Annotated in this window: 21 protein-coding genes and 1 riboswitch; of the genes, 19 read left to right on the forward strand and 2 right to left on the reverse strand. The window is 38.6% G+C overall.

Annotation, left to right across the window (positions count from 1 at the left end; all coding sequences use genetic code 11):
- The first annotated feature begins 200 nt into the window (after positions 1 to 200).
- From BSM4216_RS05070 to BSM4216_RS05130, 13 genes are all read left to right on the forward strand, one after another.
- Positions 201 to 530, forward strand: coding sequence for a hypothetical protein (locus tag BSM4216_RS05070; RefSeq protein WP_244878045.1), 330 nt, complete (start codon positions 201 to 203; stop codon positions 528 to 530).
- Between the two features lie 462 nt (positions 531 to 992).
- Positions 993 to 1,187 (forward strand): YezD family protein, encoded by a 195-nt coding sequence (locus BSM4216_RS05075; protein ID WP_048622960.1) that lies wholly within the window; start codon positions 993 to 995, stop codon positions 1,185 to 1,187.
- Positions 1,188 to 1,322: 135 nt separating this feature from the next.
- A complete protein-coding gene (locus BSM4216_RS05080) occupies positions 1,323 to 1,937 on the forward strand; it encodes a nitroreductase family protein (RefSeq protein ID WP_048622961.1) in 615 nt (204 codons plus the stop codon).
- 207 nt (positions 1,938 to 2,144) lie between these two features.
- Positions 2,145 to 2,250, forward strand: a riboswitch (TPP riboswitch).
- Between the two features lie 101 nt (positions 2,251 to 2,351).
- Complete coding sequence (locus BSM4216_RS05085; RefSeq protein WP_048622962.1) at positions 2,352 to 3,647, forward strand: acetylornithine deacetylase; 1,296 nt, start codon at positions 2,352 to 2,354, stop codon at positions 3,645 to 3,647.
- Positions 3,647 to 4,324 carry a thiaminase II gene (tenA, locus tag BSM4216_RS05090; RefSeq protein ID WP_040341359.1) on the forward strand — a complete coding sequence of 226 codons (678 nt, stop codon included), beginning with the start codon at positions 3,647 to 3,649 and terminating at the stop codon, positions 4,322 to 4,324. The genes BSM4216_RS05085 and tenA overlap by 1 nt, the downstream gene beginning before the upstream one ends.
- Before the next feature lie 619 nt (positions 4,325 to 4,943).
- The gene (locus BSM4216_RS05095) at positions 4,944 to 5,717 is read left to right on the forward strand and encodes a Cof-type HAD-IIB family hydrolase (RefSeq protein WP_048622963.1); all 774 of its coding nucleotides are present in this window, start codon (positions 4,944 to 4,946) and stop codon (positions 5,715 to 5,717) included.
- 634 nt (positions 5,718 to 6,351) lie between these two features.
- Positions 6,352 to 6,621 carry a 30S ribosomal protein S14 gene (gene rpsN, locus BSM4216_RS05100; protein WP_048622964.1) on the forward strand — a complete coding sequence of 90 codons (270 nt, stop codon included), beginning with the start codon at positions 6,352 to 6,354 and terminating at the stop codon, positions 6,619 to 6,621.
- A gap of 223 nt (positions 6,622 to 6,844) precedes the next feature.
- Positions 6,845 to 7,774 (forward strand): metal ABC transporter substrate-binding protein, encoded by a 930-nt coding sequence (locus BSM4216_RS05105; RefSeq protein ID WP_048622965.1) that lies wholly within the window; start codon positions 6,845 to 6,847, stop codon positions 7,772 to 7,774.
- Positions 7,775 to 7,866: 92 nt separating this feature from the next.
- On the forward strand, positions 7,867 to 8,574 hold the full coding sequence (locus BSM4216_RS05110) for a metal ABC transporter ATP-binding protein (RefSeq protein ID WP_003354222.1): 708 nt from the start codon (positions 7,867 to 7,869) through the stop codon (positions 8,572 to 8,574).
- On the forward strand, positions 8,520 to 9,368 hold the full coding sequence (locus BSM4216_RS05115; protein WP_040341361.1) for an iron chelate uptake ABC transporter family permease subunit: 849 nt from the start codon (positions 8,520 to 8,522) through the stop codon (positions 9,366 to 9,368). The genes BSM4216_RS05110 and BSM4216_RS05115 overlap by 55 nt, the downstream gene beginning before the upstream one ends.
- A 495-nt stretch (positions 9,369 to 9,863) precedes the next feature.
- Positions 9,864 to 10,814, forward strand: coding sequence for a CobW family GTP-binding protein (locus BSM4216_RS05120; RefSeq protein WP_048622966.1), 951 nt, complete (start codon positions 9,864 to 9,866; stop codon positions 10,812 to 10,814).
- A gap of 332 nt (positions 10,815 to 11,146) precedes the next feature.
- Positions 11,147 to 12,148 carry a permease gene (locus tag BSM4216_RS05125; protein ID WP_048622967.1) on the forward strand — a complete coding sequence of 334 codons (1,002 nt, stop codon included), beginning with the start codon at positions 11,147 to 11,149 and terminating at the stop codon, positions 12,146 to 12,148.
- A 14-nt stretch (positions 12,149 to 12,162) separates the two neighbouring features.
- Positions 12,163 to 13,020 (forward strand): TIGR03943 family putative permease subunit, encoded by an 858-nt coding sequence (locus tag BSM4216_RS05130; protein WP_048622968.1) that lies wholly within the window; start codon positions 12,163 to 12,165, stop codon positions 13,018 to 13,020.
- A gap of 510 nt (positions 13,021 to 13,530) precedes the next feature.
- Here the strand turns inward: BSM4216_RS05130 and BSM4216_RS05135 are convergent.
- Both BSM4216_RS05135 and BSM4216_RS05140 read right to left on the reverse strand, forming a co-directional pair.
- Positions 13,531 to 15,057 (reverse strand): solute symporter family protein, encoded by a 1,527-nt coding sequence (locus tag BSM4216_RS05135; RefSeq protein ID WP_048622969.1) that lies wholly within the window; start codon positions 15,055 to 15,057, stop codon positions 13,531 to 13,533.
- Complete coding sequence (locus BSM4216_RS05140) at positions 15,054 to 15,407, reverse strand: DUF485 domain-containing protein (protein ID WP_048622970.1); 354 nt, start codon at positions 15,405 to 15,407, stop codon at positions 15,054 to 15,056. Before BSM4216_RS05140 ends, BSM4216_RS05135 begins: the two co-directional genes overlap by 4 nt.
- A 357-nt stretch (positions 15,408 to 15,764) precedes the next feature.
- On the opposite strand from BSM4216_RS05140, the gene BSM4216_RS05145 reads away from it, so the two are divergent.
- The 6 genes from BSM4216_RS05145 (at position 15,765) to BSM4216_RS05170 (ending at position 22,902) form a co-directional block, all read left to right on the forward strand.
- The gene (locus BSM4216_RS05145; RefSeq protein ID WP_082142263.1) at positions 15,765 to 15,920 is read left to right on the forward strand and encodes a DUF1540 domain-containing protein; all 156 of its coding nucleotides are present in this window, start codon (positions 15,765 to 15,767) and stop codon (positions 15,918 to 15,920) included.
- 438 nt (positions 15,921 to 16,358) lie between these two features.
- Positions 16,359 to 17,723, forward strand: coding sequence for an aspartate aminotransferase family protein (locus tag BSM4216_RS05150; protein ID WP_048622972.1), 1,365 nt, complete (start codon positions 16,359 to 16,361; stop codon positions 17,721 to 17,723).
- 12 nt (positions 17,724 to 17,735) lie between these two features.
- A complete protein-coding gene (locus BSM4216_RS05155) occupies positions 17,736 to 19,283 on the forward strand; it encodes a pyridoxal phosphate-dependent decarboxylase family protein (protein ID WP_048622973.1) in 1,548 nt (515 codons plus the stop codon).
- Positions 19,234 to 21,036, forward strand: coding sequence for an IucA/IucC family protein (locus BSM4216_RS05160; protein WP_048622974.1), 1,803 nt, complete (start codon positions 19,234 to 19,236; stop codon positions 21,034 to 21,036). The genes BSM4216_RS05155 and BSM4216_RS05160 overlap by 50 nt, the downstream gene beginning before the upstream one ends.
- Complete coding sequence (locus BSM4216_RS05165; protein ID WP_048622975.1) at positions 21,026 to 21,631, forward strand: GNAT family N-acetyltransferase; 606 nt, start codon at positions 21,026 to 21,028, stop codon at positions 21,629 to 21,631. The genes BSM4216_RS05160 and BSM4216_RS05165 overlap by 11 nt, the downstream gene beginning before the upstream one ends.
- Positions 21,601 to 22,902 (forward strand): lysine N(6)-hydroxylase/L-ornithine N(5)-oxygenase family protein, encoded by a 1,302-nt coding sequence (locus tag BSM4216_RS05170; RefSeq protein ID WP_048622976.1) that lies wholly within the window; start codon positions 21,601 to 21,603, stop codon positions 22,900 to 22,902. Before BSM4216_RS05165 ends, BSM4216_RS05170 begins: the two co-directional genes overlap by 31 nt.
- The last annotated feature ends 7 nt before the right edge of the window (positions 22,903 to 22,909 follow it).

Raw genomic sequence — 22,909 nt, forward strand, 5'->3', positions numbered from 1 at the left:
TAGAATGGAAAAAATGAAAATAAAACTTTAAGGTATTGACTTTTAAATGGCCTGTTGCTAATATTTAGAAAAATAAATCAATTAATTCCGATAAGAATAGTATTGATTATAGTATTCCAGCATAACATCTGAGTTCCTTTTTACAAGGCGTATTTGAATCTCTTTAGCTTATTAATCACTACATTAGGGAGGAAATCTATATGCCAAATAACAATCTAATCTATTGGGAGCCACCCGTTCGAAAAGAAAAGAAAAACTCCCTAAGGGAGAACAAGTATTTAAATATGCCGGATTTGAGTTTTTTTCATTGGTGCCATCAACAATACGGCATCAATAGAGGGGTCTATAACACCATTGATCACTGGTTTTATGAACATGGGTTGGAAGAGATTATTTCTCGACGAATCTATATATTAGCTTTTCTTAAATTTGTCAGGGAGACAGAAAATGGATCCGGGCAGCATAAATTTATCCGTTTTGGAAATGGGGGACTTACAAAAAAATTGATTGAATTTTTTCATACTAAATAATTCAAGCGAGATATCAAGACACAACTGGCATTTTCTAAAAGAAATCACTGGCCGATTTCAAGCCATAAACAGAAAAGAATCCTTATTATTTTCATTTTTTCTATTGATAGGTGACTGGACAACCAGAACCTCCTATAATTTGCCGCAAGGATCAGAATGGCAACATAGGGGGTTTTCTTTTTTAAAAAGTGAAAACGTAGATGTCTTTCGTTTACGGAAATTTCAATTATTTTCTTCCTGCGGAAGTGTGGAAGCCGCTATACGACCCATTTTCAAACTCCCTATAGCAAACGATCGTTAGAAGATTCTATTATCTCAATTGAATTTGCGAAAGAACGCCCGCAAGACTTTGGTTATTCGACAACGGTTTATTCTTAAGAGAGAATGTTTTCACTTTTATTACGTTAAAGGCGAGTTAATTAATAAGAATAATAGAATTTATAATGAATGAGGAGGAACCTTATGTCTACTTATAACGATTCAAAGCTAAACGAAATTCTTGCAGCAATTAATAATTTAGATTATGGATCCATATTAATTACGATACATGAAGGAGAGATTACCCAATTGGATATTACGGAGAAAAAGAGATTTCCTCTTACAAAAAATCGAGTCACTGATATTCAAAAATCAGCCTCTAAAAGATCATTCCGGTAAAAATTTTTTATCGAACCTTAAGCCTTTTAAGCACGGATAGGCCGACTGAAAGAATAGACAGTTTATAACGGCTTTAGAACGAAACAGAAACGAAGATTCGTAATCATCATTTAAATTTGAAAAGGGGTATATTAAATGAGTTTAACTGTAAATCCTGTCGAACAGCTATACAATGAAGTGAAAGAATTTCGAAAAGCTGCGCATTCCGTTAATCCTTTATTTTTAAATCGCTGGTCTCCTCGCGCATTTTCCGATCGAAAAGTTTCTGATGAAGATTTGTATAGTGTACTTGAAGCAGCTCATTGGGCCCCTTCTTCCTATAATGACCAGCCTTGGCGTTTTATTGTGGCGAAAACATCTGAGCAATTAACAACTTTCCACCAATTTCTTCATCCTTTTAATCGAACTTGGGCAGAAAAAGCTCCCGTTCTTGTTCTAGTTGCTTCAAACAAACAAAGAGAGAATGGTGATCCTAATGGTGCACATGCGTTCGACACTGGCGCTGCTTGGGGATATTTAGCAATTCAGGCCACTTTGCTCGGTCTTGTAACACATGCCATTGGAGGATTTGATCGAGAGGAGGCTCGCAGATTGTTAAATATTCCGCAAAATTTTGATCTACATGCCGTGATTGCTATTGGTTATCAAGGCGAAAAAGAAATACTTGATGAAAACTTGCAGAAGCGTGAAAATCCAAATACGAGAAAACCTTTAAAAGAATTGGTTTTTGAAGGGAAAGTGAGCTCGTAAAATTCTTAAGATGAAGGGTTTCTATAATCCATTTCAGTGTGGATTTCATTCTAAATCAGAGTAGAGTTTGCTTATTGGAAAAATATTGGGGCTGCTAGGTCATACGAATCCTCCTGTGCAATTGAACAAGTAGTCTTGATATGTTAAAATGAACAAAAATAGTCATTATTACGATTTTCGGGAAAATTTTTATAAAATCGAATCGTTATACACCACTAGGGGTGCTTTTGAAAAGCTGAGAGAGGCATAATGGCCTTAACCCTTATCACCTGAACTAGGTAATACTAGCGTAGGGAAGCGGTGTTGTCGTCATCTTTTTCGAAAGACATGCTTTGTTTTTCGATTGGATGATGCCGTCGCCACTTCTTTGAACAAGAAGTGGTTTTTTTATGCATATAAGGGGGAGAGTATTCGGTGAGCCAAAATTTACATCGGATTGTTGAACAAGTCGATCAACGAAAACAAGAATTGATTGATCTATTGAAAAAGCTTATTTCTTTTAGAACTCCTGCCCCGCCGGCCAGAAATACAAAAGAAGCGCAATCATTTGTGGCAGAATTCTTGAAGAACCTAGGTTTTAAGATTGATATGTGGGATGTTTATCCCGGTGATCCTAATGTGGTGGGAGTTTTAAAAGGAAAGAACTCCCAAAATTATAAGAGTCTGATTGTAAATGGTCATATTGACGTCGCAGAAGTGGATGAAAATGAGGACTGGGAAGTGAATCCTTTTAAACCAGTAGTGAAAGACGGAGTAGTAGTGGGGCGTGGTGCTGCAGATATGAAGGGCGGGCTAGCCGGAGCACTGTTTGCTATTCAATTGCTTCGTGAAGCAGAGATTGAATTGCCAGGGGATCTCATCTTTCAATCGGTTATTGGGGAGGAAGTAGGCGAAGCAGGAACGCTGCAATGCTGTAAACGCGGGTACAAGGCTGATTTTGCAGTTGTTGTAGATACAAGCGACTTACATATTCAAGGACAAGGCGGTGTTATTACCGGCTGGATCACTGTTAAAAGTAAAGAAACGTTTCACGATGCAATGAGAAGAAACATGATCCATGCCGGTGGGAGATTGTTTGGCGCAAACGCGATTGAAAAAATGATGAAAGTAATAGAGGGGTTACAGGAGCTGGAACGTCATTGGGCTGTAACGAAAAGTTATCCGGGATTCCCTCCGGGATCCAATACCATTAACCCGGCAGTGATTGAGGGCGGAAGACATGCCGCTTTTATTGCGGATGAATGCCGATTATGGATCACGGTCCATTATTATCCGAATGAATCTTATGAAGAGGTTGCAAAAGAAATCGAGGAGCATCTAAAAATGGTAGCTCAAGGAGATGTGTGGTTAAGAGAAAATCCCCCCACTTTTAAATGGGGGGGCACTTCCATGATTGAAGATCGCGGTGAAATTTTTCCATCGCTGGAAGTGGATCCTACGCATCCCGGAGTACAATTGTTAGCCCGTTCGCACCGAGACGTTTGTAAAACCGATCCTATCATAGATGTGTCCCAAACAGTCACTGACGGTGGATGGCTAGGTGAAGCCGGTATTTCTACAGCGATTTATGGACCGGGTGATTTGCACAACGCTCATGCTGTGAATGAACATATATCGATTGATCAATTGGTCGATTATACGAAAGTCATGTTGACCTTTATTTATCAATGGTGTCATACGAAATCCGATGGAAAAAAGGAGTGGCTATGATGAAATTTAGTAAAAGATTATACGAAAAAATACAACCTATTTGGAGAAAGAATCATTCTCATCCCTTTGTACAGGAAATGGGAGATGGCTCTCTTGATCCAAGAAAATTTCGATTTTATATGATTCAAGACTACCTATACTTGATTCAATATTCCAAATTATTTGCATTGGGTGCCGTTAAGGCTGATGATGTAGAAACAATGGGGAAATTTTCAGCGCTTTTGCATTCCACCATCAATGAGGAGATGTCTCTTCACCGCCAATATGCGAAACGATTTGACATTTGCGAAGAGGAGCTTGAAAAAGCCAAACCTTCTTCCACTACACTGGCTTATACGCATTATATGCTGCATGTCGGCCAAAATGGTACGCTTGCGGAACTTGTATCCGCTATACTTCCTTGTATGTGGAGCTATTGGGAGATTGGTAAAGAATTAAGCCGTTTGCCGGGGGCTAGTGATCATGAACTTTATGGAGAATGGATTCAAATGTACAGCTCGGAGGAATTTGGAGAACTCGCTCAATGGTGTATCCATCTTCTCGATGATCTTGCAGCAGGAAAACAAGAATCAGAACTTGCGAGACTGGAAGAAATTTTCTTGAACACGACTCGATTTGAATACATGTTTTGGGAGATGGCTTACAACGAGGAAATGTGGCCAACTGAACGGGAATGATAAAGTACTGACGACTTGCCGGAATATCATAAAACCCTCACGCTGTGCGATGAGTACTATTTTATATATGAAATAGATGGTGTAAAAAATTTTATGGATTATGCCGAAAATGATAGCTGAAATGACAGCTATAGATATCCCGAACGATGATTGGTGTTGATGAAAGTTGACGTTTCAAAGGATTTTTTCGTTTTAGAACGCATTCAGCAAACCATTTCCAGCCTCCCGGGAAAAGCGGGAGGTTTATAGATAAAGAAAAGTTTTAAATATGAAGGAGATCTTCAATACAGTGGCGAATATGTTGGATAGGCTTAGAGGAACCTTACCCAAGTCATTTTTCATGCGTATAATGACATTGAATCCTCCTCATCATCAAAATGACAAAGCATTAATTAAACTCTTTTTATAGGCACCTGCTTAAAATGGAAGGTTACATACATACAAGTCCTATACGGGCAATTTTGTGTCGTGTTTGGACATTCTTGCTGCGTTCTTGTTATAAAATGAATGGAAGGAGCTTCTGTTCGCGGGATGATTGAATTAAGCCATGAAAATGGTCGGATAAATCGTGATTGGGTGAAAAAATGCCATTTTCAAAAAATATGTAGGGAGAGAGACTATGTCTTATAAAATCGTCTTTTTCGACATTGACGGCACATTAGTCAATAAAGATTCGACCATACCTCTTGACACAAAAGAGGCCATTCGAAAGCTGAAAGAGCGAAACATTGAAGTGTCTTTTGCGACTGGTAGAGCCCCATTTCATTTTCGTCATATTGCTGAAGAATTAGGAATTGATTCTTTTGTAAGCTTTAACGGTTCGTACGTTGTATATAAAGGGAAAGTCATCTTTGAAAAACCGATTCATCCCGCCAGTTTGGAACAATTGGAGCAATATTCCCATCGATTCAACCATCCCATCGTTTATTTGAGCCATAAAGAATGCTATGCGAACAAAAAACAGCATCCCCATGTAGTCGAAAGTTTTCAATTTCTCAAGCTGGAGTCGCCTGGTTTCCAACCGTATTATTGGAAGGATACTAGTATCTATCAAGCATTGCTCTATTGCCAAGAACATGAAGAGACTCATTACCTTGAGAAATTTAACGATCTTTCTTTTATTCGTTGGCATCCGTTGTCGATGGATGTGCTTCCTTCCGATTTATCGAAGGCAAAAGGGATTGCAGCTATGCTGCAGCACTTGAAACTATCCCCTGATGACGCGGTAGCATTCGGAGACGGTTTAAACGATAAAGAAATGCTTTCTTATGTTGGAATGGGCATTGCGATGGGAAACGCCCATGAAGAGGTAAAGCCTTTTGCTGATTTCATGACCAAGCACGTGAATGATGGGGGTATTCGATACGGGCTGGAGTATTTAGAGCTGATTTAACGGTACGATGAGTTCAATCGGTGTGTATTTCTTACCATTTTATAGGGGAATATTGAACGGCTTTTTTGTCAGACGCTATACATTGCCCTCTAAAGAAGCAATTTTTTTCAGAAGAAAAGGGTTCAAACTAAAAAAATACTTACAGTTTAAAGCAGAATTCGATCTGGTTTTTAAAATGACGGCTTGTCGACAAAGTCAAAATTGCTTGACAGTCTGCAAGCCTTTTATTATTGGTTAATTCACAATGAATAAAAGTTTTATCTTAAACGTGTCATTGTTTCCTTGTAAGAATCATGATGTTGTTTTCCATTAGGCTATTCAATAGCCAAGACGTTTCAATAATAAGAGGGAAGACATTTTCTCTATTGTCTTTACGTTTGTATGCGTAAAAATCTTTCTTGAGAATATATTGTAATGGCAGCAAAGTTCGTTTATAATACGTTATAAATCGTAATCATTACGATTTATAACAAAAAGGAGGGATTCAATGCACTGGTTCTGAAACGATCATTATGTATGTATACTTTCATAATAAGCAAATAAGCAGCTTATCTAGTAAATCGTAATGATTATAATTATCAATTGATGAATGTTGGATGATGAAAAGGCTTATTTTTTTAAAAGGATGAAAAAAATGGCTAAAAAATCAAAGATCGTAAAAGAAAAAAAACGTCAAGAAATGGTTGAGAAATATGCCGCCCTGCGCAAGGAATTAAAGGAAAAAGGAGATTATGAGGCATTGCGAAAGTTACCGCGTGATTCATCTCCAACGCGATTGAGAAATCGATGCGAAATAACTGGGCGGCCACGTGGATACTTAAGAAAATTTAAAATGTCCCGCATTGCTTTTCGTGAGTATGCTCATAAAGGTCAGATTCCGGGCGTGAAAAAATCAAGCTGGTAATTTTCTTTGATTCAATGGACTAAGATTTAGAAGTGAAATCATTTTTGCAATGAATAATCGTGTTCTTTTCTTTTTCAAGAAAGTAAAAGAATAAAGAATAGAACTTTTACTTGACTACACTGTAGTTCTAATAGTATTATTCTAACACGACAAAATCGTAATCATTTTGATTTGCGAATATCCATTCCATTTAAGATAAATCGATAAAAAAGGAGAAAAGAGGATGAAACGCTTCCGATTCAAGGTTTTCTTGGCATTGCTGATGTGTTCATTAGCGATTGCAGGATGTAGCAACAATGAAAGCCGAACTAATTCGAAAGATTCTAAGCTACATATTGCGACTACATTCTACCCTATGTATGAATTTACGAAAAACATTACAAAAGACAAAGCGCAAGTAGATCTTTTAATTCCTGCCAATGTAGAGCCGCATGATTGGGACCCATCTCCTAAAGATATCGAAAAAATTCAAAAATCAGACCTGCTGATTTATAACAGCCCTGAGCTGGAAACATGGGCTCCTGATCTCCAAAAAAGTATAAATAATGTAAAATTTGTGAATGCTAGTAAAGGGATTTCTTTGATAAAAGGGGCTAAAGAGGAAGAAGAAGGAGATAAAGGATCTCATTTAGATCCTCACGTATGGCTGGATCCGGTATTAGCTCAAAAAGAAGTGGAAAACATTACGAAAGCCATTGTGGCAAAAGATCCTGAACATAAAGCCTATTACGAAAAAAACAGTCAAGAATACATTCAGCAACTGAAACAACTTGATCATTTATACCGCACGACACTTGAAAAAGCACCAAAAAAGGAATTTATTACACAACATACTGCTTTTAGTTATTTAGCTAAAGAGTATGGGCTGAAACAAGTTCCCATTTCGGGACTTACTCCTGAACAAGAGCCTAGTCCGGCACGATTAGCGGAACTCAAAAAATTTGCCCAGAAGCATCAGGTGAAAATCATTTATTTTGAAGAGATTGCTTCACCTAAAGTAGCTCAGACTTTGGCGAATGAGGTAGGTGCGAAAACGGAGGTATTAAGTCCTTTAGAAGGTTTAACCAAAGAAGAGCAAGATAAAGGTCTTAATTATGTGAAAATCATGAAAAGAAATCTAGACTCTTTGAAAAAATCATTAATGAATCCATAATTTTGTGCAGAAGTCATTAATTTTATAAGTGTGCGTCTTTGAAAAATAGGCGCCCACTTTTTATTTGTTCTATAGGAAAGGGGGAGAAGCTGTTGAAATTAGTATCTTTAGATCATGTTGTATTTGGATATTCGCATACTCCCGTTTTAAATGGAGTGTCCTTTGAGATTCATAGCGGGGAATTTGTAGGAATTACAGGACCAAATGGAGCTTCTAAATCAACGATGCTGCGTGTGATGCTAGGTTTGCTAAAGCCTTGGGAAGGAACGGTTACCATCAGCAAACAAAATATTCAAGGAAAACGATTAACCATCGGATATGTGCCTCAACAAATCGCCTCTTTTAATGTTGGTTTTCCAAGCACCGTATTAGAGTTAGTTCAATCGGGAAGGTTTCGACGCGGGAAGTGGTTAAAGAGATTGAGTCAAACCGATCATAAAAAAGTAGAAAATGCGTTAAAAATGGTGGGAATGTGGGAATTTCGCCATCATAAAATCGGGGATTTATCAGGTGGTCAAAAACAAAAAATTTGTATTGCACGAGTATTGGCATCTGATCCGGATTTACTCGTATTGGATGAACCTACAACAGGAATGGACTATGAAAGCCGGCAAGGTTTTTATAAATTTATGCATCACCAAGTCAAACAACATCATCGCACGGTCATTATGGTGACTCATGAGCAGAATGAAGTAGAACCGTATTTAGATAAAATCATCCATTTAGAAAGGGGAGAGCAAGGCGGATGGAAATGTTTAACCTGGAATTCATGCAACGGGCGTTTTGGGCTGGCGGATTAATTGCCATTATCGCTCCAATGCTCGGAGTTTTCCTTGTTTTAAGGAGACAAGCTTTAATGGCTGATACATTATCTCATATTTCTCTAGCCGGGGTAGCCATTGGATATTTCATCCATTCGCCTATTATACTGTCCAGTATTTTAGTCGTTATCGCAGGAGCCATTGGAATTGAATATATGAGGAGGGCGTATCGAACCTACTCAGAAGTATCCATCGCTATTTTAATGGCAGCAGGTTTGTCATTCGCTTTGTTCCTGTTAAGCTTGACAGAAGGCGGAATGACCACAAATATTGAACAATATTTGTTTGGCTCGATTGTGACCATTACGGATCGGCAGTTATATGAAATGATAGGAGTCACAATACTCTTGTTGCTTTATTTTCTTTTTTTAAGAAGGCCTTTATATTTGCTTACATTCGATGAAGATACTGCTTTCACCAGTGGGGTGAATACGAACCTTTTATCGCTGTCTTTTAGCGTTATGACAGGATTGTGCATTTCAATTATTATCCCCATGGTTGGAGTGCTTCTAGTCTCAGCACTATTGGTTCTGCCCGCTGCTTTTGCTATCAGAATGGCAAAGGGATTTAAAATGGTGTTCATCACAGCGATTGCAGTAGCAGGAATCAGCATCTTTTCCGGACTTATTTCATCCTATAAGCTGGGGACTCCACCCGGGGCGACGATTACATTATTGCTTGTTGTCATTTTATTGGTTGGATTTGTGATTCAAAAATTATTATTACAAATAAAGAGATTCATAACACATCAACCTAAAAATATGGATTCCTGATATTCCTAGAACAAAATGAATTCATTACGTTCTTTCCAACTTTTTCTGTTCAAATATTTGAAAGATCAAGTATGGTATGTGTCAAGGAGCTTAAGCAAGGACTCTTGCTTAAGCTTTTATACTTTATGCTCGCATTCTGCCTGGCTATCTCTTTTGAGAGATATTAGTTATAAAGATGTAGATGACAAGACCTCCGTTTGATTAGAAGGATGGAAGAAGCCCGATAGGTTTAACTTAATCTTGTTTAATATTTTCTGAAAAAACAAAATGTTTTATATAGAAATGGCTTTCTTCATTCAATCTTTACATTGTTTTTCATTGATTATTTTCGTTCTGTCAGCCGCAAAAAAGAATATATATAGTAATAGGTTCGGTAAATAGTAATCATTCCGATTTAAAACTGCTTTGTTGAAGACTTTTTCAGTTTAAGAAAGTATTGCGATCAACATCTAATCTCAATGCGATTTAAATCTTTATTGGAAAAGGAGCAGCAAAATGAAAAAACCCGTTTATATTATGATTGGATTTTTAGGAAGCGGAAAGACTACAGTTCTTCTGAATCTAATGGAAGCATGCAAAAAAAGAAATCAAAAACCGGCTATCATTCTGAACGAACTGGGGTCGGTCAATGTCGAAAGCCATTTATTCGAAGATCAGCGTGTCATTGAAATATTAGACGGATGTATTTGTTGTACCATTCAATCCAATTTTAAAGAAACATTAGATCAGCTAATGAAAGAACGGGAAACGTTTGATGTTTTATTCATTGAAGGAACAGGAGTAGCAAATCCGATTGAATTAATGGAAGTTCTGTTACAGCCAACATATAGTAAAGTATTTGACATTTTCTCCATTATTAGCGTCATTGATGCAGGAAACTTTTTATCCCATCTTAGCATTTTCTCCTCGTCTTCAGAGTTAATTCAGCTTCTGAAAGATCAAGTTCAATGTGCAACTTATATTGTTATGAATAAATTAGACCAAGTGTCTAAAAATAAACTTCATAAAATCGAAGAAAAGCTTCATCAATTGGTGTCAGAAGAAGTTCCCATTCACTTTACTACTTTTGGAAAAATTCCTATTACTGAAGTATTTATGAAGCGTTTTACGATCAATCATTTGTCTCATGACAGAAAAGGTGATGTTCATGAACACGTTCATCATCATGCATTCATTGAAGCAGTGAGAATTGAAAATGTGTCTGCTGCATCTAAAAAAACGTTGGTGAAATGGCTGAACTCTCTTCCCGATGAGTTGTATCGCGCCAAAGGAATTGTCAGATTAGAGGGGAAAGAAGATTTCTATCAAGTACAATATTCACCTAAAAACGTGAGAATGTACTCTATTCGTACAAGAAATCAAAATATGATTCCGAGTATGATTTTCATAGGACATTTCGCTATTCAAAAAATAAAAGAACAGTTTGAACATGAGTTCTCTTCATGACCATAACTTTTTGTCATATAGGAAGAGAAGCTATTTGGAGGTTTCTTTTGCCTAAAAAGGTTTTCTTCTAAATGTCGACAAACTCATCTTCTCAAGTTGGGTTTGTCTTTTTTGAGAGGTGGCAAGGGAAACATTTCCATACACCAATATATAAAATTTAAATGGGTTTTTCCGTCCGTTGAAATGGGTTGATCGTTTTGCGTCTTTTGCTCTATTCCTTGGGGAAAAGCTATGTTTGATTTGATAGGGAATCTTCTATTAGTTTCTGTCATTTTTTATCCGATTTTTCATAGACTATTAAAAAAGTGATCAAGATTGGCGGAGGAAAAACAATGATCGTTTCCTATTTGTACACTTTCGTAAGAAATATTATTGGTTTTTTGTTATTTATTTGTCTGATCTATTTGTTTATTCATGACCCATCCAAAATCGACATTGCCTTGCCGGATTCTATCAAAAATCAAATGACAATTTTTCTGAGTATTTTGTTGGAATCCTTTCCTTTTATTCTTATAGGCGTCTGTTTTTCCGCTTTGATACAAATTTTTATTCCTGAAAAGGTCATCCAAAGGATATTTCATAAACGAGGACTTTTCATGTTATTGCCGGCTGCACTATTAGGTCTAGTATTTCCAATATGCGAATGTGCCATCATCCCGGTCATTCGGCGATTCATTCAGAAGGGGATGCCGCCGTATATCGGAGTCACGATTTTAACGGCAGTTCCTATTATAAATCCGATTGTTTTCTTTTCTACCTATTATGCTTTTCAAGGTCAACGAGAAATCGTATACCTCCGAATGGGACTGGCTTTTTTCATTTCCATTGTCCTTGGCATTTTGATGTTTATCTGTTTTCGCCGCTACAACCCTATAAGAAATAGGAGAGAGGTAGTCGTACAAGGGGAGGAAAAGATAGAGGATTATCCTAATAAAGGAAAACAGTTTTTATATCATGCAATAGATGAGTTTTTTGAAACAAGCAAATATGTGATCATTGGATCTTTATGCGTCGTCATTTTTCAATCTTTCGTGAAAAGAGATTGGCTGTTATCGTTGAGCCACCATGATCATGCGTCTCCTATTATCATGATGGGAATGGCCTATCTTCTCTCTATTTGTTCAGAGTCTGATGCCTTTGTAGCCAAAACGTTTGTGAATACATTTTCTTATAGTTCGATTCTGGCCTTTTTAGTATTTGGACCGATGTTAGATTTGAAGAATACTCTGATGTTATTTTCTTACTTTAAAACACCGTTTGTTTTGACTCTCATTCTGTTTATGGTTGCAGTGGTTTATCTTTCCGTTCTTTATTTACAAACAGCGTATTTATAGGGGAGAGAAGGAGCTTGAAAAACGTTTTTAGCGAAAGATTTCATGCTTATCTTCGAGGGCTGATTTTAATAGGATTTGCTTTATTATGGCTGAAATTGTTATTAACCGATCAAATATTGAATTATATTTCTCCCAGAATGTTACCTTTAATCTCATGTTCCACCTTATTATTTTTGATTTTAGGCATTATTCAAATTGTACGAAGCACTTCTGATGAGGAGACAAATTATCATTGCCAGTGTGGTATTGATCATCAAGAAAATTCTTCGTTTGCCCAAAATATAGGTCTGTATTCCATGATGTTTTTTCCTCTTCTTATAGGATTTGTTTTTTCAAACCATGTTATGGAAAGCTCCGCTGTGAAGAATAAAGGCATCCAGTATAGCTTGGTGAAGCAAAAAGATGATTCTAAAAATCTTTCCGGCAGCAGCAGTGCCCATTCTGCAAAGAACGAGAGTGGGGATTTAAACGGTTCAAACGATGGATCAGCAGGAAAAAGTACAATCGTTGTAAATGATGCCCATTATGTTGACACCCTCAGTATGATCGATGAGAACCTGGATCATATGGTAGGGAGAAAAGTGGAAATAACAGGATTTGTGTATCGCGAAGAACAATTTCGTCCCAATCAATTAGTGGTTGCCCGGTTTGTTGTTTCTTGCTGCATAGCCGATGCTTCTGTCTATGGATTATTGGTAGAGGGAGACAATCTGGCCAAATATAAAAAAGATACATGGGTCAAAGTAACCGGTATTTTATCTAAAGTGAATTATCAAAATAATATATTGCCTAAGTTAAAGTTAGAAGATATTCACGTTGTTCCTCGACCGAAAAATCCTTATGTTTACGAAACATATAAGCAAATTGAATGATTTTTCCATTTCATGGTTGTGTTGGGTTAAAAATCTAATCTGTGTAATACATCATGATAAGACCATTCAGGAGGCGGTTTGGGCAATAGGTGCGCTGCAGCGAATTTGCTTCCCCGTTGCTATGTCTTATTTTGTTCTTTTTCATGGAATTTTGAATTTTGATATAATGAATCACATCATTCCATCTTTTCGATGAGTCCATAAGCACTATTTGTATGAAACGCAGAAATGAAAGTATATCCTCCGAAATTTGTTCATTCTATCAAAATGACTGGACCATCTTTTAATCAGGGAAGAGTCATGTAAAAATCGTACTGCACGCAACCCCATTCTTTATTGCTTGCTTCAGGTCGATTCAAGTATAGAGAAAAGAAGAGGGTTGCGTGTTTTCTTTTTACCGAGATATAGATCCGTTTGAAAATAGATTTTCCGAAAGCAAAGGAAGAAATGCCGCAAAACAGGAACAGCTTCTGGTGACGGATTGATGACTTTCCTATAGATGAAAGAAAATTATTTTAAGCCTGTATTGGCTTTGACCGTCACTTCAGCGAATTTTTTGTCATCTCGTTTTGGCGACAAAACGGTACCTAAATAAGCTCCTAAAAATCCGATTGGCACGGATATGATGGCAGGATTGGTTAATGAAATAAGCGGTTTTCCGACTATAATCGCGGCGCCTGGTTCCGGAGCGATCACGTTTGGACTTATGATGACGAGTATAAGGGATGAAGCCAGACCGGAAAGCATTCCTGTAATGGCTCCTGCCGTATTAAACTTTTTCCAGTAAATCGTAAATAGAATGACGGGCAAGTTTGCGCTGGCTGCCACGCAAAATGCTAATGAAACAAGAAAGGCCACATTCATTTTTTGAGCAAATAAAGCTAAAATGATGGATAATGCAGCGACGGAAATACAAGAATAACGAGCAGCTGACACTTGTTGTTTTTCCGTTATGTTTCCTTTTTTGATAATCTGCCCGTAAATATCATGTGCAAAAGCGGAAGCCCCCGATAAAACGAGCCCGGCTACAACCGCTAAAATCGTTGCAAAAGCGACGGCAGATACGAAAGACATGAGGAAGTCTCCGCCCAACACTTGCGCCAGCAACGGAGCGGCCATATTCCCCGCTGCGTTCGCTTGAATGATTTTTTCGGACCCGACAAAGGCAGCGGCGCCGAAGCCAAGAAAGATGGTCAAAATGTAAAACAATCCCACGACCCATGTGGCCACAGCGACAGAACTGCGGGTCGTTTTTGCGTCCTTTACGGTGAAGAAGCGCATTAAAATATGAGGAAGGCCTGCTGTTCCAAGAACTAATGCCAGCGTAATCGAAATCGTATCGATCGGATCTTTATATTTAATTCCAGGATGCAAAAAGTTTTCGCCATGAGGTGTAGCGTTTTTAACTTCAGTAAACATATTGAACAGATTAAAATGAAATTTCATTAAAACTAAGAAAGAAATAATGACCGTTCCAAGCATTAACAAGGCGGCTTTGATGATTTGCACCCAGCTTGTGGCGGTCATTCCGCCGAACAGCACGTAAATTGTCATCATGATGCCGACAATTAAAACGGCGATCCAATAATCAATGCCGAGCAATAATTGGATGAGTGCTCCCGCTCCGACAAGTTGAGCGATCATATAAAAGATCACAATGGCAATGGTGTTGATGGCCGCAACTGCGCGGATTTTCTTTTGGTCGAACCTAGCGGTAATCATGTCTGCCAAAGTATATTTTCCAAGGTTTCTCAATGGCTCCGCCACGACGTACAGAACAACTAAATAGGCAACAAGATAGCCAATACTGTAGAAAAACCCGTCAAATCCGTTTAAGGCAATCGCTCCGGCAATTCCCAAAAAGGATGCGGCAGACAAGTAGTCGCCTGCAATCGCCAAACCGTTTTGCCAGCCGTTGAGTCCGCCGCCGGCTGTATAAAACTCGCTAGCTGTTTTGGTTCTCTTCGCTGCCCAGTACGTAATCACAAGGGTAATGCCTACAATAATAACAAATAAAATAAATGCCGTTATACTCATACGTTACTCCCCTTGTTTTTATATTCTTCCAAAATGTTTCCTGCCATATCATCGAATTTGTTTGCCTTTTTGACATATACCGTACAAAGCGTCCAAGTCATGATAAATTGTGCAAATGCGAAAATCCAAGCCCAAGAAATATCGCCGATGGCATAGTTGTTTAACACTTTAGTGAATGAGGTCAGAAAAGGAAGCGCAAAGTAAAAAACGAGAAAGAATACTGTGAGTGGTACAAGAAGTTTTCTTTTTGATGAAACAAGATGTTGAAATGGTTCGCTGGCAGCGATTTTTTCGTAGTCGATCGTTGTGCTTTCCAGCGGGGATGATGATTGCAACTCTTTGTTTTCCATATTCGTCACTCCTTTATAAATGATTCAGTTCTGAAATCGCTTACATATATCAGAACCATGAGTTTATTTTAAAAAAACAATGGTCCATACGCAATATATTTTTAGAAAATTTTGATAATTTAAGTGGGTATTATCATTCTCAGCCGCTATGCTTTAAATTTTCTGGGGCAAGGAGTACTTTAGTAAAATTCGAAATAAGCACCAACTCATGGATTGGAGAAAAACTCAACGAGGCCTTTTATATGATAAGGAAACCTTTTTGACATTTCTTGTGTGCATCACAAAATAATGAGGACAAAAAATAAGTATCGATAACCGAAAAGTGGCGAATCATAACCATTAGGGAGGGATACTAATATGGCTCAAGATGTTCTTTGTGAAGTTCATAATTGTAAATATTGGAGCAATGGAAACAAATGCAGTGCAGATACTATTTATGTGGTCAGTCACAAAGGAAAACAGGCATCGAGTACTGAAGAAACAGATTGTAAAACATTTAGACCAGAAGCTTAATTCGCTAAGGGGTAGCCAATATTTGGTTACCCTTTATTGTTTTTAGATGATTTACATTCGAATTTGAATCATTCATTTCTTATTTTATGGCTTTTATCCCATCATATGGAATTCATTTTCTCATTCCATTATTGGAAGAGGACAAGAGTAGGTACTTTGTCATTCAATTCTATTAATGGATGAAGGGTTAGAGAGTGAAGCTTGAAAACAACAGAAACTAAGAAAAATTAAAAGATTTAAAACCTTTTTAAATAATATACCCCTTTTTTCTAATTTAGGAAAAAATTATCATTTTTTCAAAAAGATATTGACTATGATAATCATTATCAATTAAGATAATACTTGCAATCGATAATGAAAATCATTCTCAATATATGAATGGAAACCCCCTCTTTCTGTTATGAATGGAGAATGAGAAAAATAAAGGAGTGGTGAAGGATGAAAGCACCTGTTTTTACACATGTAGGAAATCAAGACCTATTGGCGATGCAAGAAAAAAGAGAATCGAATGCCAGGTCATATCCAAGAAGACTCCCTCTTGCGATTAAAAGAGCTGAAGGCATTTATATAACAGATATGAACGGCAAGCAGTACATTGATTGTTTGGCAGGTGCGGGTACGCTGGCATTGGGTCACAATCATGAAGTGATTCGAGAAGCCATTGAAAAAGTCCTGCAAGCGTATGTACCATTACATACGCTTGACCTAACCACACCAATTAAAGAAGCCTTTATTGATGAACTATTTGCTTCTTTACCTTCTTCGTTTGCTGAAAAGTCAAAAATCCATTTTTGTGGACCAACGGGAGCTGATGCAGTCGAAGCTGCTTTGAAACTTGTGAAAACAGCAACGGGAAATCGAACGATATTATCATTCCAAGGAGGGTATCACGGTTCGACTCATGGAACGTTGAGTATCTCCGGAACGACAAATCCTAAAAAGAAGATTCACGCGCTTGTTCCTGATACTCATTTTCTTCCGTATCCGTATGCCTATCGCTGCCCGTTTGGCATAGGAGCGGAAGGACACCGTATCAGCAGCACATACATTGAACATTTATTAGACGATCCAGAAAGTGGAATCGTTTCGCCGGCAGGAATTATTGTGGAAGTGGTTCAAGGAGAGGGAGGTTCGATTCCAGCCCCGATCGAATGGCTCAGAGAACTTCGACGAATCACTAAAGAACGTAATATTCCTCTTATCATTGATGAAGTGCAAACAGGGATCGGTCGAACGGGAAAAATGTTTGCTTTTGAACATGCAGGAATCGAACCGGACGTTCTTGTTTTATCCAAAGCCATCGGAGGAAGTTTGCCTTTATCCGTCGTTCTTTATGACAGAAGTCTTGATCAATGGGAGCCAGGGGCCCATATCGGAACGTTTCGCGGAAACCAAATGGCAATGGCAACGGGAAAAGCTACTATACAGTTTGTGAAAGAATATCACTTGCCAGAGCATGCTCATGAATTAGGACAATATGCCATGGGGCAATTAAAACAAATGCAAAAACAAGTTTCTTCCATCGGTGATGTAAGAGGCAGGGGTCTTATGATCGGGATTGAAATCATTGATCCGACCAAACAACCAAATACGATCGGAAGTTACCCTGCCCATCCAGAGCTTGCCAAGAAGATTCAGCAAGAATGTTTTAACCGCGGGTTGATTTTGGAAGTTGGGGGTCGTTTCAGCTCCGTCATTCGACTGTTGCCGCCGTTAATTATTTCAAAAGAACAAATCGGTGATGTGTTGCAGCGCTTTTATGAAGCCGTAATAAATGCTGAATCTTATTTTGGATTGCGCTAGAAGGTGATGGGCATGAATTTCAATTTTCAAAAATGGTTTCTTCATCCTGACGGTAAAAGCGAGAAAACCTATCGCATACTCATGGATGAGATCATGACATTAATATGTGAACAAACGAAAAAGGCGAAAAAGCCGTTTTCTGGGACAAGCCATCTGGAGATTGAGGAAAAAGTGAAGGAGGCGCTCCACATTCCAATCGCCGGCCAAGAAGTAGCGAAAGTGATGGCGGAAATTCAAGACGTTATTGTGGGAGATTCGTTATGGATTTCCCATCCTTCCGCTATGGCACACCTGCATTGTCCCCCTTTGCTTCCATCGATTGCGGCAGAAACGATGATTGGAGCGTTAAATCAGTCGATGGATTCATGGGATCAAAGCCCCTCTGCTACCTATGTGGAAGAGGCGCTTGTGAAATTTTTTACTCAAAAAATTGGCTATTCTCATGAAGCTGATGGTGTGTTTACAAGCGGGGGCACTCAATCTAATTATATGGGATTGCTGCTTGCTCGGAATAAAGCATGTGAAACGTACTTCAAGGTGAATGCCCATCAAAAGGGTTTGCCATATGAAGCAAATAAGCTGCGCATCCTTTGCTCGGAGCATGCTCATTTTACTGTGCAGCAGTCGGCCGCACAGCTTGGATTGGGAGCGAATGCCGTAGTGACAGTATCGACAGATGATCAGCAGAAGCTGTCCATAGATGATGCGAGGGACAAACTGAAAAAGCTTCGTCGAGAAGGATTGATTCCTTTTATGATCGTAGCGACAGCAGGGACAACGGATTTTGGAAGCATTGATAGTATAAGTGAGACGGCACGATTGGCAAAGGACGAAGGATTATGGCTTCATGTCGATGCCGCCTATGGCGGAGCGCTTCTCTTTTCTCATCAATATCGGTCTTTATTAGATGGATTGCGTTTGGCTGATTCGATCACCATCGATTTTCATAAGTTATACTTTCAATCCATCAGCTGCGGTGCTTTTTTTGTGAAAAATAATCAAAATTTTCACCGTATTGCTTATCATGCGGATTATTTGAATCCTGAGGAAGATCAAGAAAAAGGGATGATCCACCTTGTTGAAAAAAGTGTTCAGACAACGAGGCGTTTCGACGCTTTGAAATTATGGATGACTTTCAAATTATTAGGGACCGATCTCTTGGGACAGATGATTGATTATACGATTGATTTAGCGAAAGAAACGGCATCGCTCATGAAAAAAGATCCTTGTTTTGAAGTGCCGGTATATCCGGAAATGAATGCGATTCTGTTCCGCTATTTACCGTCACGTACGGAAGACCGAAAGTATGTGGATGAAATGAACCGTAAGATCCAGCAAGCCCTTTACGAAAACGGCGAGTTGATTATAGCCAAAACAAAACAAAATGGAAAACTATATTTAAAATGCACGATGCTTAATCCGCTTAATACGATCGATCATATGAAGCAACATATAGAACGGATGAAGAGATTGGGAGAAAAAATAGAGAAAGAGCAAGGAGAGAAAAGGCATGAATATTCCATTCATTACGAGCCACATTACGATGCAAAACTTAATTAATTGTTATGTAAAAGAGACGGGAAGAGGGGAATGGAAGCATCCGGATGACATTCCTGTTCAAGTCCAAATACCAGATATTCCCTATGTATTAGTACTTTCTTTTGGTCAGCAGTCTGTTACAGTATATGTTCCTGTTCAGTATAAGTCGCCAACAGGCCGCCACCTCTATTCATCTCCTATTTATTATCAATTGAGAGATGGGGAAATGGAAGAACTCGACTATGTCACATTGGCTTTGTTGATTCAAAAAGAATGCAGACTCGAATCGGACAAGCCCATTCATTCAGACGAACTGATCCTTCGTATCATTTTAAGCTATCAGAATATGAAAACCATTCTTGCAGAAAGAAAGGAGGATATAGAAGAATGCTATCAAAAAGAAAAAACCTACCTCCAATCGGAACAGTCATTGATCGTCGGACACCAGCTTCATCCGACGCCGAAAAGCCGACAAGGAATCGATGAAGATGAAGAGCATATCTTTGCTCCTGAACGAAAAGGAGCTTTTCAGCTTCATTATTTTCGAATTGTGAATGAACTGGTAGAAGAAGATTCTGTGTTGGCAAAAAAGGCATCCACTCTTATTAAAGAAGAACTGTTGTATGATCCTTTGGTTTCAAAAGCTTTTAAAGAAAAATATTGTCAGAAAGATGGTTTTTCTCTTATACCAGTTCACCCGCTTCAGGCAAGGAAGCTTTTGGGGAATGAATATGTGTGTGACCTGATCCAATCAGGGAAAATGGCTTATCTTGGACCTCATGGAAGAAAATATTATCCAACTTCTTCCGTACGGACTGTATACCATCCAGAGGCAAAGTTCATGTATAAATTTTCGATTCCGGTGAAAATCACCAATTCGTTGCGTGTTAATAAGCGAAAAGAGCTGCATCGCGGGGTGGAAGTGAGTCGTTTGCTTCACGGAGAGATTCGTGAACAATTACAAGAACAGCACCCTTCATTTCGCATTATTGAAGATCCTGCTTATATTTCGTTAAAATCCGATTCTTATGAAACTGGATTTGAAGTCGTCATTCGTGATAATCCATTTCAAGAAGGAAATGAACTTCGGACTACTTTATTAGCGGCGTTATGTCAAGACCATATTACAGGAGGACGTTCCCATCTAACCAACATCATTTTGGACATTGCACACCGAGAAGGGACTTCCGTTGCGGAAGTGAGCGAGGAGTGGTTTGCTCGTTATTTAGAGATCAGTTTGCGGCCTCTTTACTGGTTATACGAAACGTATGGGATTGCCTTAGAAGCCCATCAGCAAAACTCCATCGTCAATCTGGACGAAGAAGGTTATCCATCCACTTTCTATTATCGCGATAACCAAGGCTATTATTTTATGAGATCAAAAGCGGAAGCTCTTAAAGAACTGGTTGGCACTTTAAACGAAAAAAGCGACACTGTATGCGACGATGCTATTGCAAAGGAGCGTTTTTGCTACTACGTATTGTTTAATCATTTATTTGGTTTAATCAACGCGTTCGGAGTGAACCGTTTAATAGATGAAAACCGTTTGTTGATCATGGTTAAAGAAGAGTTGAATCAATTAAAAGCTCAACTGGGTGATCGTACGAATTTGATAGAATCTCTGCTAACGGAAAGAGAGCTGCCGAGCAAGGGGAACTTACTGACAAGAGTGCATGATATGGACGAGCTTGTAGGGTCTCTTGCATCGCAATCCGTTTATGTTCGAGTACCTAATCCAATCGTTGCTGCGGTGGGTGAATGGCATGAAGTGTAATATCATGGCTCAACAGAGCTATCCATTTGAAAGGTATGATCCCGTCATTCAAAAAAAGATTACATTTCGGCCGGTTCGTTTAGAAGAAGATGTGAGTCGGCTTCATTCATGGATGCATGAGCCGCATGTCATTCCCTTTTGGAACTTAAATATCCCTTTTACCGAGTATAAAGCACATTTACAGAAATTTCTGCATGACGATCATCAAATACTTCTCATTGGAGAAATGGACGGAATTCCAATGAGCTATTGGGAGTCCTACTGGGTGAAGGATGATATTATCGGGAAATATTATCAATTTGATGAATATGATCAAGGCATTCATTTATTGATTGGACCAAAGGAGTTTTTGGGGAAAGGCTATATTTATCCGTTATTGTTAACCATTTTGCATAAAAAATTTCAAGTTCAAGAAACGACTCGCATTGTGGCCGAGCCCGATGTGAGAAATGAAAAAATGATTCATATATTCCAAAAATGCGGTTTTCAGCCCGTAAAGGAGGTCGATCTCCCTGATAAAACAGGATTATTTATGATTTGTGAGAGGAAAGGATTTGAAAAAAGATGGACAGATTGGCAAGAGAACAAATTTTAGATGTGATTGGCGTCGGAATCGGCCCTTTTAATCTTGGATTGGCTGCTTTACTGGAAAAAACAGATTGTCGTTCCTTATTTTTTGATCGAAAAGATCAATTTGACTGGCATCCGGGAATGTTGTTGGAAGGAACGACGCTGCAGGTACCTTTTATGGCAGATACCGTAACGATGGTCGATCCAACAAGCCGTTTCAGCTTTCTCAACTATTTACATGAGCATAACAGGTTGTATCGTTTTTACTTTTTTGAAAAATTCCTAATCCCACGTACAGAATACAATCACTATTGTCAATGGGTGGCCAGCCAGCTTCCACAGCTTCAGTTTGGATGTGAAGTAGAGAACATTGAGCAAACAGAAGAAGGATATTATCGAGTGACCGTTTATTGCCAGAAAGAAAAGGAAAGAAAAACGTATCACACGAAACATGTAGTAGTAGGCGTAGGAACGAGACCGTACGTTCCCGATAAGTTTCAAAACGTTCTTGGTGATCGAGTTTTTCATTCTGGTCAGTATTTGACCAAGCGAGATAATATTTTGAACGCGAATTCGATTACGGTGATAGGATCCGGACAGAGTGCAGCGGAGATTTTTCATGATCTTTTGTTAAAGCAGCCGGAACATGATTACCAATTGAACTGGTTTACAAGATCCAAAGGATTTTATCCGATGGAATATTCTAAACTTGGTCTCGAGCATTTTTCGCCAGATTATACACGATATTTCTATAGGCTGCCGAAAGAAAAGAAAAAAGAAGTTTTGAGCAAACAAGCGCTGCTTTACAAAGGGATCAGCTTTAAGACCATTGCCGATATTTACGAGTTATTGTATGAACGGACAGTGGGAAATAAAGTGCTGAATGTTCATCTGCAAGCATTAACTGAATTAGTGTCTATAGAAGAGTGGGATCATCTATATCGTTTAACGCTGTACCAACATGAACAAGAAAAGAGTCACCAATTGAATAGTGATGTTGTGATCCTGGCAACGGGATATCATCCTTATATCCCGGATTGTTTGCAAGGAATCAAGCATATCGTGGATTGGGATGAGGACGGACAACTTGTCATTCAGGAAAATTATAAAGTGAAGTTGAACAAGGAAGGGCAAAACCACATATTCGTTCAAAACGGCGAACTTCATACTCACGGTGTCGGTGCACCTGATTTGGGACTAGGCGCCTTTCGAAATGCAACGATTATCAATCAGTTGGCAGGAAAAGAAATTTACCAAACCTATGAAAAAAATGTGTTCCAACAATTCGGGCTGTAGAAAAAGA

The organism is Bacillus smithii, from assembly GCF_001050115.1.
GTDB lineage: Bacteria > Bacillota > Bacilli > Bacillales > DSM-4216 > Bacillus_O > Bacillus_O smithii.

Coding starts and splice junctions, on each gene's coding strand:
- BSM4216_RS05070 (WP_244878045.1), top strand. CDS start 201: ATGCCAAATAACAATCTAATCTATTGGGAGCCACCCGTTCGAAAAGAA.
- BSM4216_RS05075 (WP_048622960.1), top strand. CDS start 993: ATGTCTACTTATAACGATTCAAAGCTAAACGAAATTCTTGCAGCAATT.
- BSM4216_RS05080 (WP_048622961.1), top strand. CDS start 1,323: ATGAGTTTAACTGTAAATCCTGTCGAACAGCTATACAATGAAGTGAAA.
- tenA (WP_040341359.1), top strand. CDS start 3,647: ATGAAATTTAGTAAAAGATTATACGAAAAAATACAACCTATTTGGAGA.
- BSM4216_RS05095 (WP_048622963.1), top strand. CDS start 4,944: ATGTCTTATAAAATCGTCTTTTTCGACATTGACGGCACATTAGTCAAT.
- rpsN (WP_048622964.1), top strand. CDS start 6,352: ATGGCTAAAAAATCAAAGATCGTAAAAGAAAAAAAACGTCAAGAAATG.
- BSM4216_RS05105 (WP_048622965.1), top strand. CDS start 6,845: ATGAAACGCTTCCGATTCAAGGTTTTCTTGGCATTGCTGATGTGTTCA.
- BSM4216_RS05115 (WP_040341361.1), top strand. CDS start 8,520: ATGGAAATGTTTAACCTGGAATTCATGCAACGGGCGTTTTGGGCTGGC.
- BSM4216_RS05120 (WP_048622966.1), top strand. CDS start 9,864: ATGAAAAAACCCGTTTATATTATGATTGGATTTTTAGGAAGCGGAAAG.
- BSM4216_RS05125 (WP_048622967.1), top strand. CDS start 11,147: ATGATCGTTTCCTATTTGTACACTTTCGTAAGAAATATTATTGGTTTT.
- BSM4216_RS05135 (WP_048622969.1), bottom strand. CDS start 15,057: ATGAGTATAACGGCATTTATTTTATTTGTTATTATTGTAGGCATTACC.
- BSM4216_RS05140 (WP_048622970.1), bottom strand. CDS start 15,407: ATGGAAAACAAAGAGTTGCAATCATCATCCCCGCTGGAAAGCACAACG.
- BSM4216_RS05145 (WP_082142263.1), top strand. CDS start 15,765: ATGGCTCAAGATGTTCTTTGTGAAGTTCATAATTGTAAATATTGGAGC.
- BSM4216_RS05150 (WP_048622972.1), top strand. CDS start 16,359: ATGAAAGCACCTGTTTTTACACATGTAGGAAATCAAGACCTATTGGCG.
- BSM4216_RS05155 (WP_048622973.1), top strand. CDS start 17,736: ATGAATTTCAATTTTCAAAAATGGTTTCTTCATCCTGACGGTAAAAGC.
- BSM4216_RS05160 (WP_048622974.1), top strand. CDS start 19,234: ATGAATATTCCATTCATTACGAGCCACATTACGATGCAAAACTTAATT.
- BSM4216_RS05165 (WP_048622975.1), top strand. CDS start 21,026: ATGAAGTGTAATATCATGGCTCAACAGAGCTATCCATTTGAAAGGTAT.
- BSM4216_RS05170 (WP_048622976.1), top strand. CDS start 21,601: ATGGACAGATTGGCAAGAGAACAAATTTTAGATGTGATTGGCGTCGGA.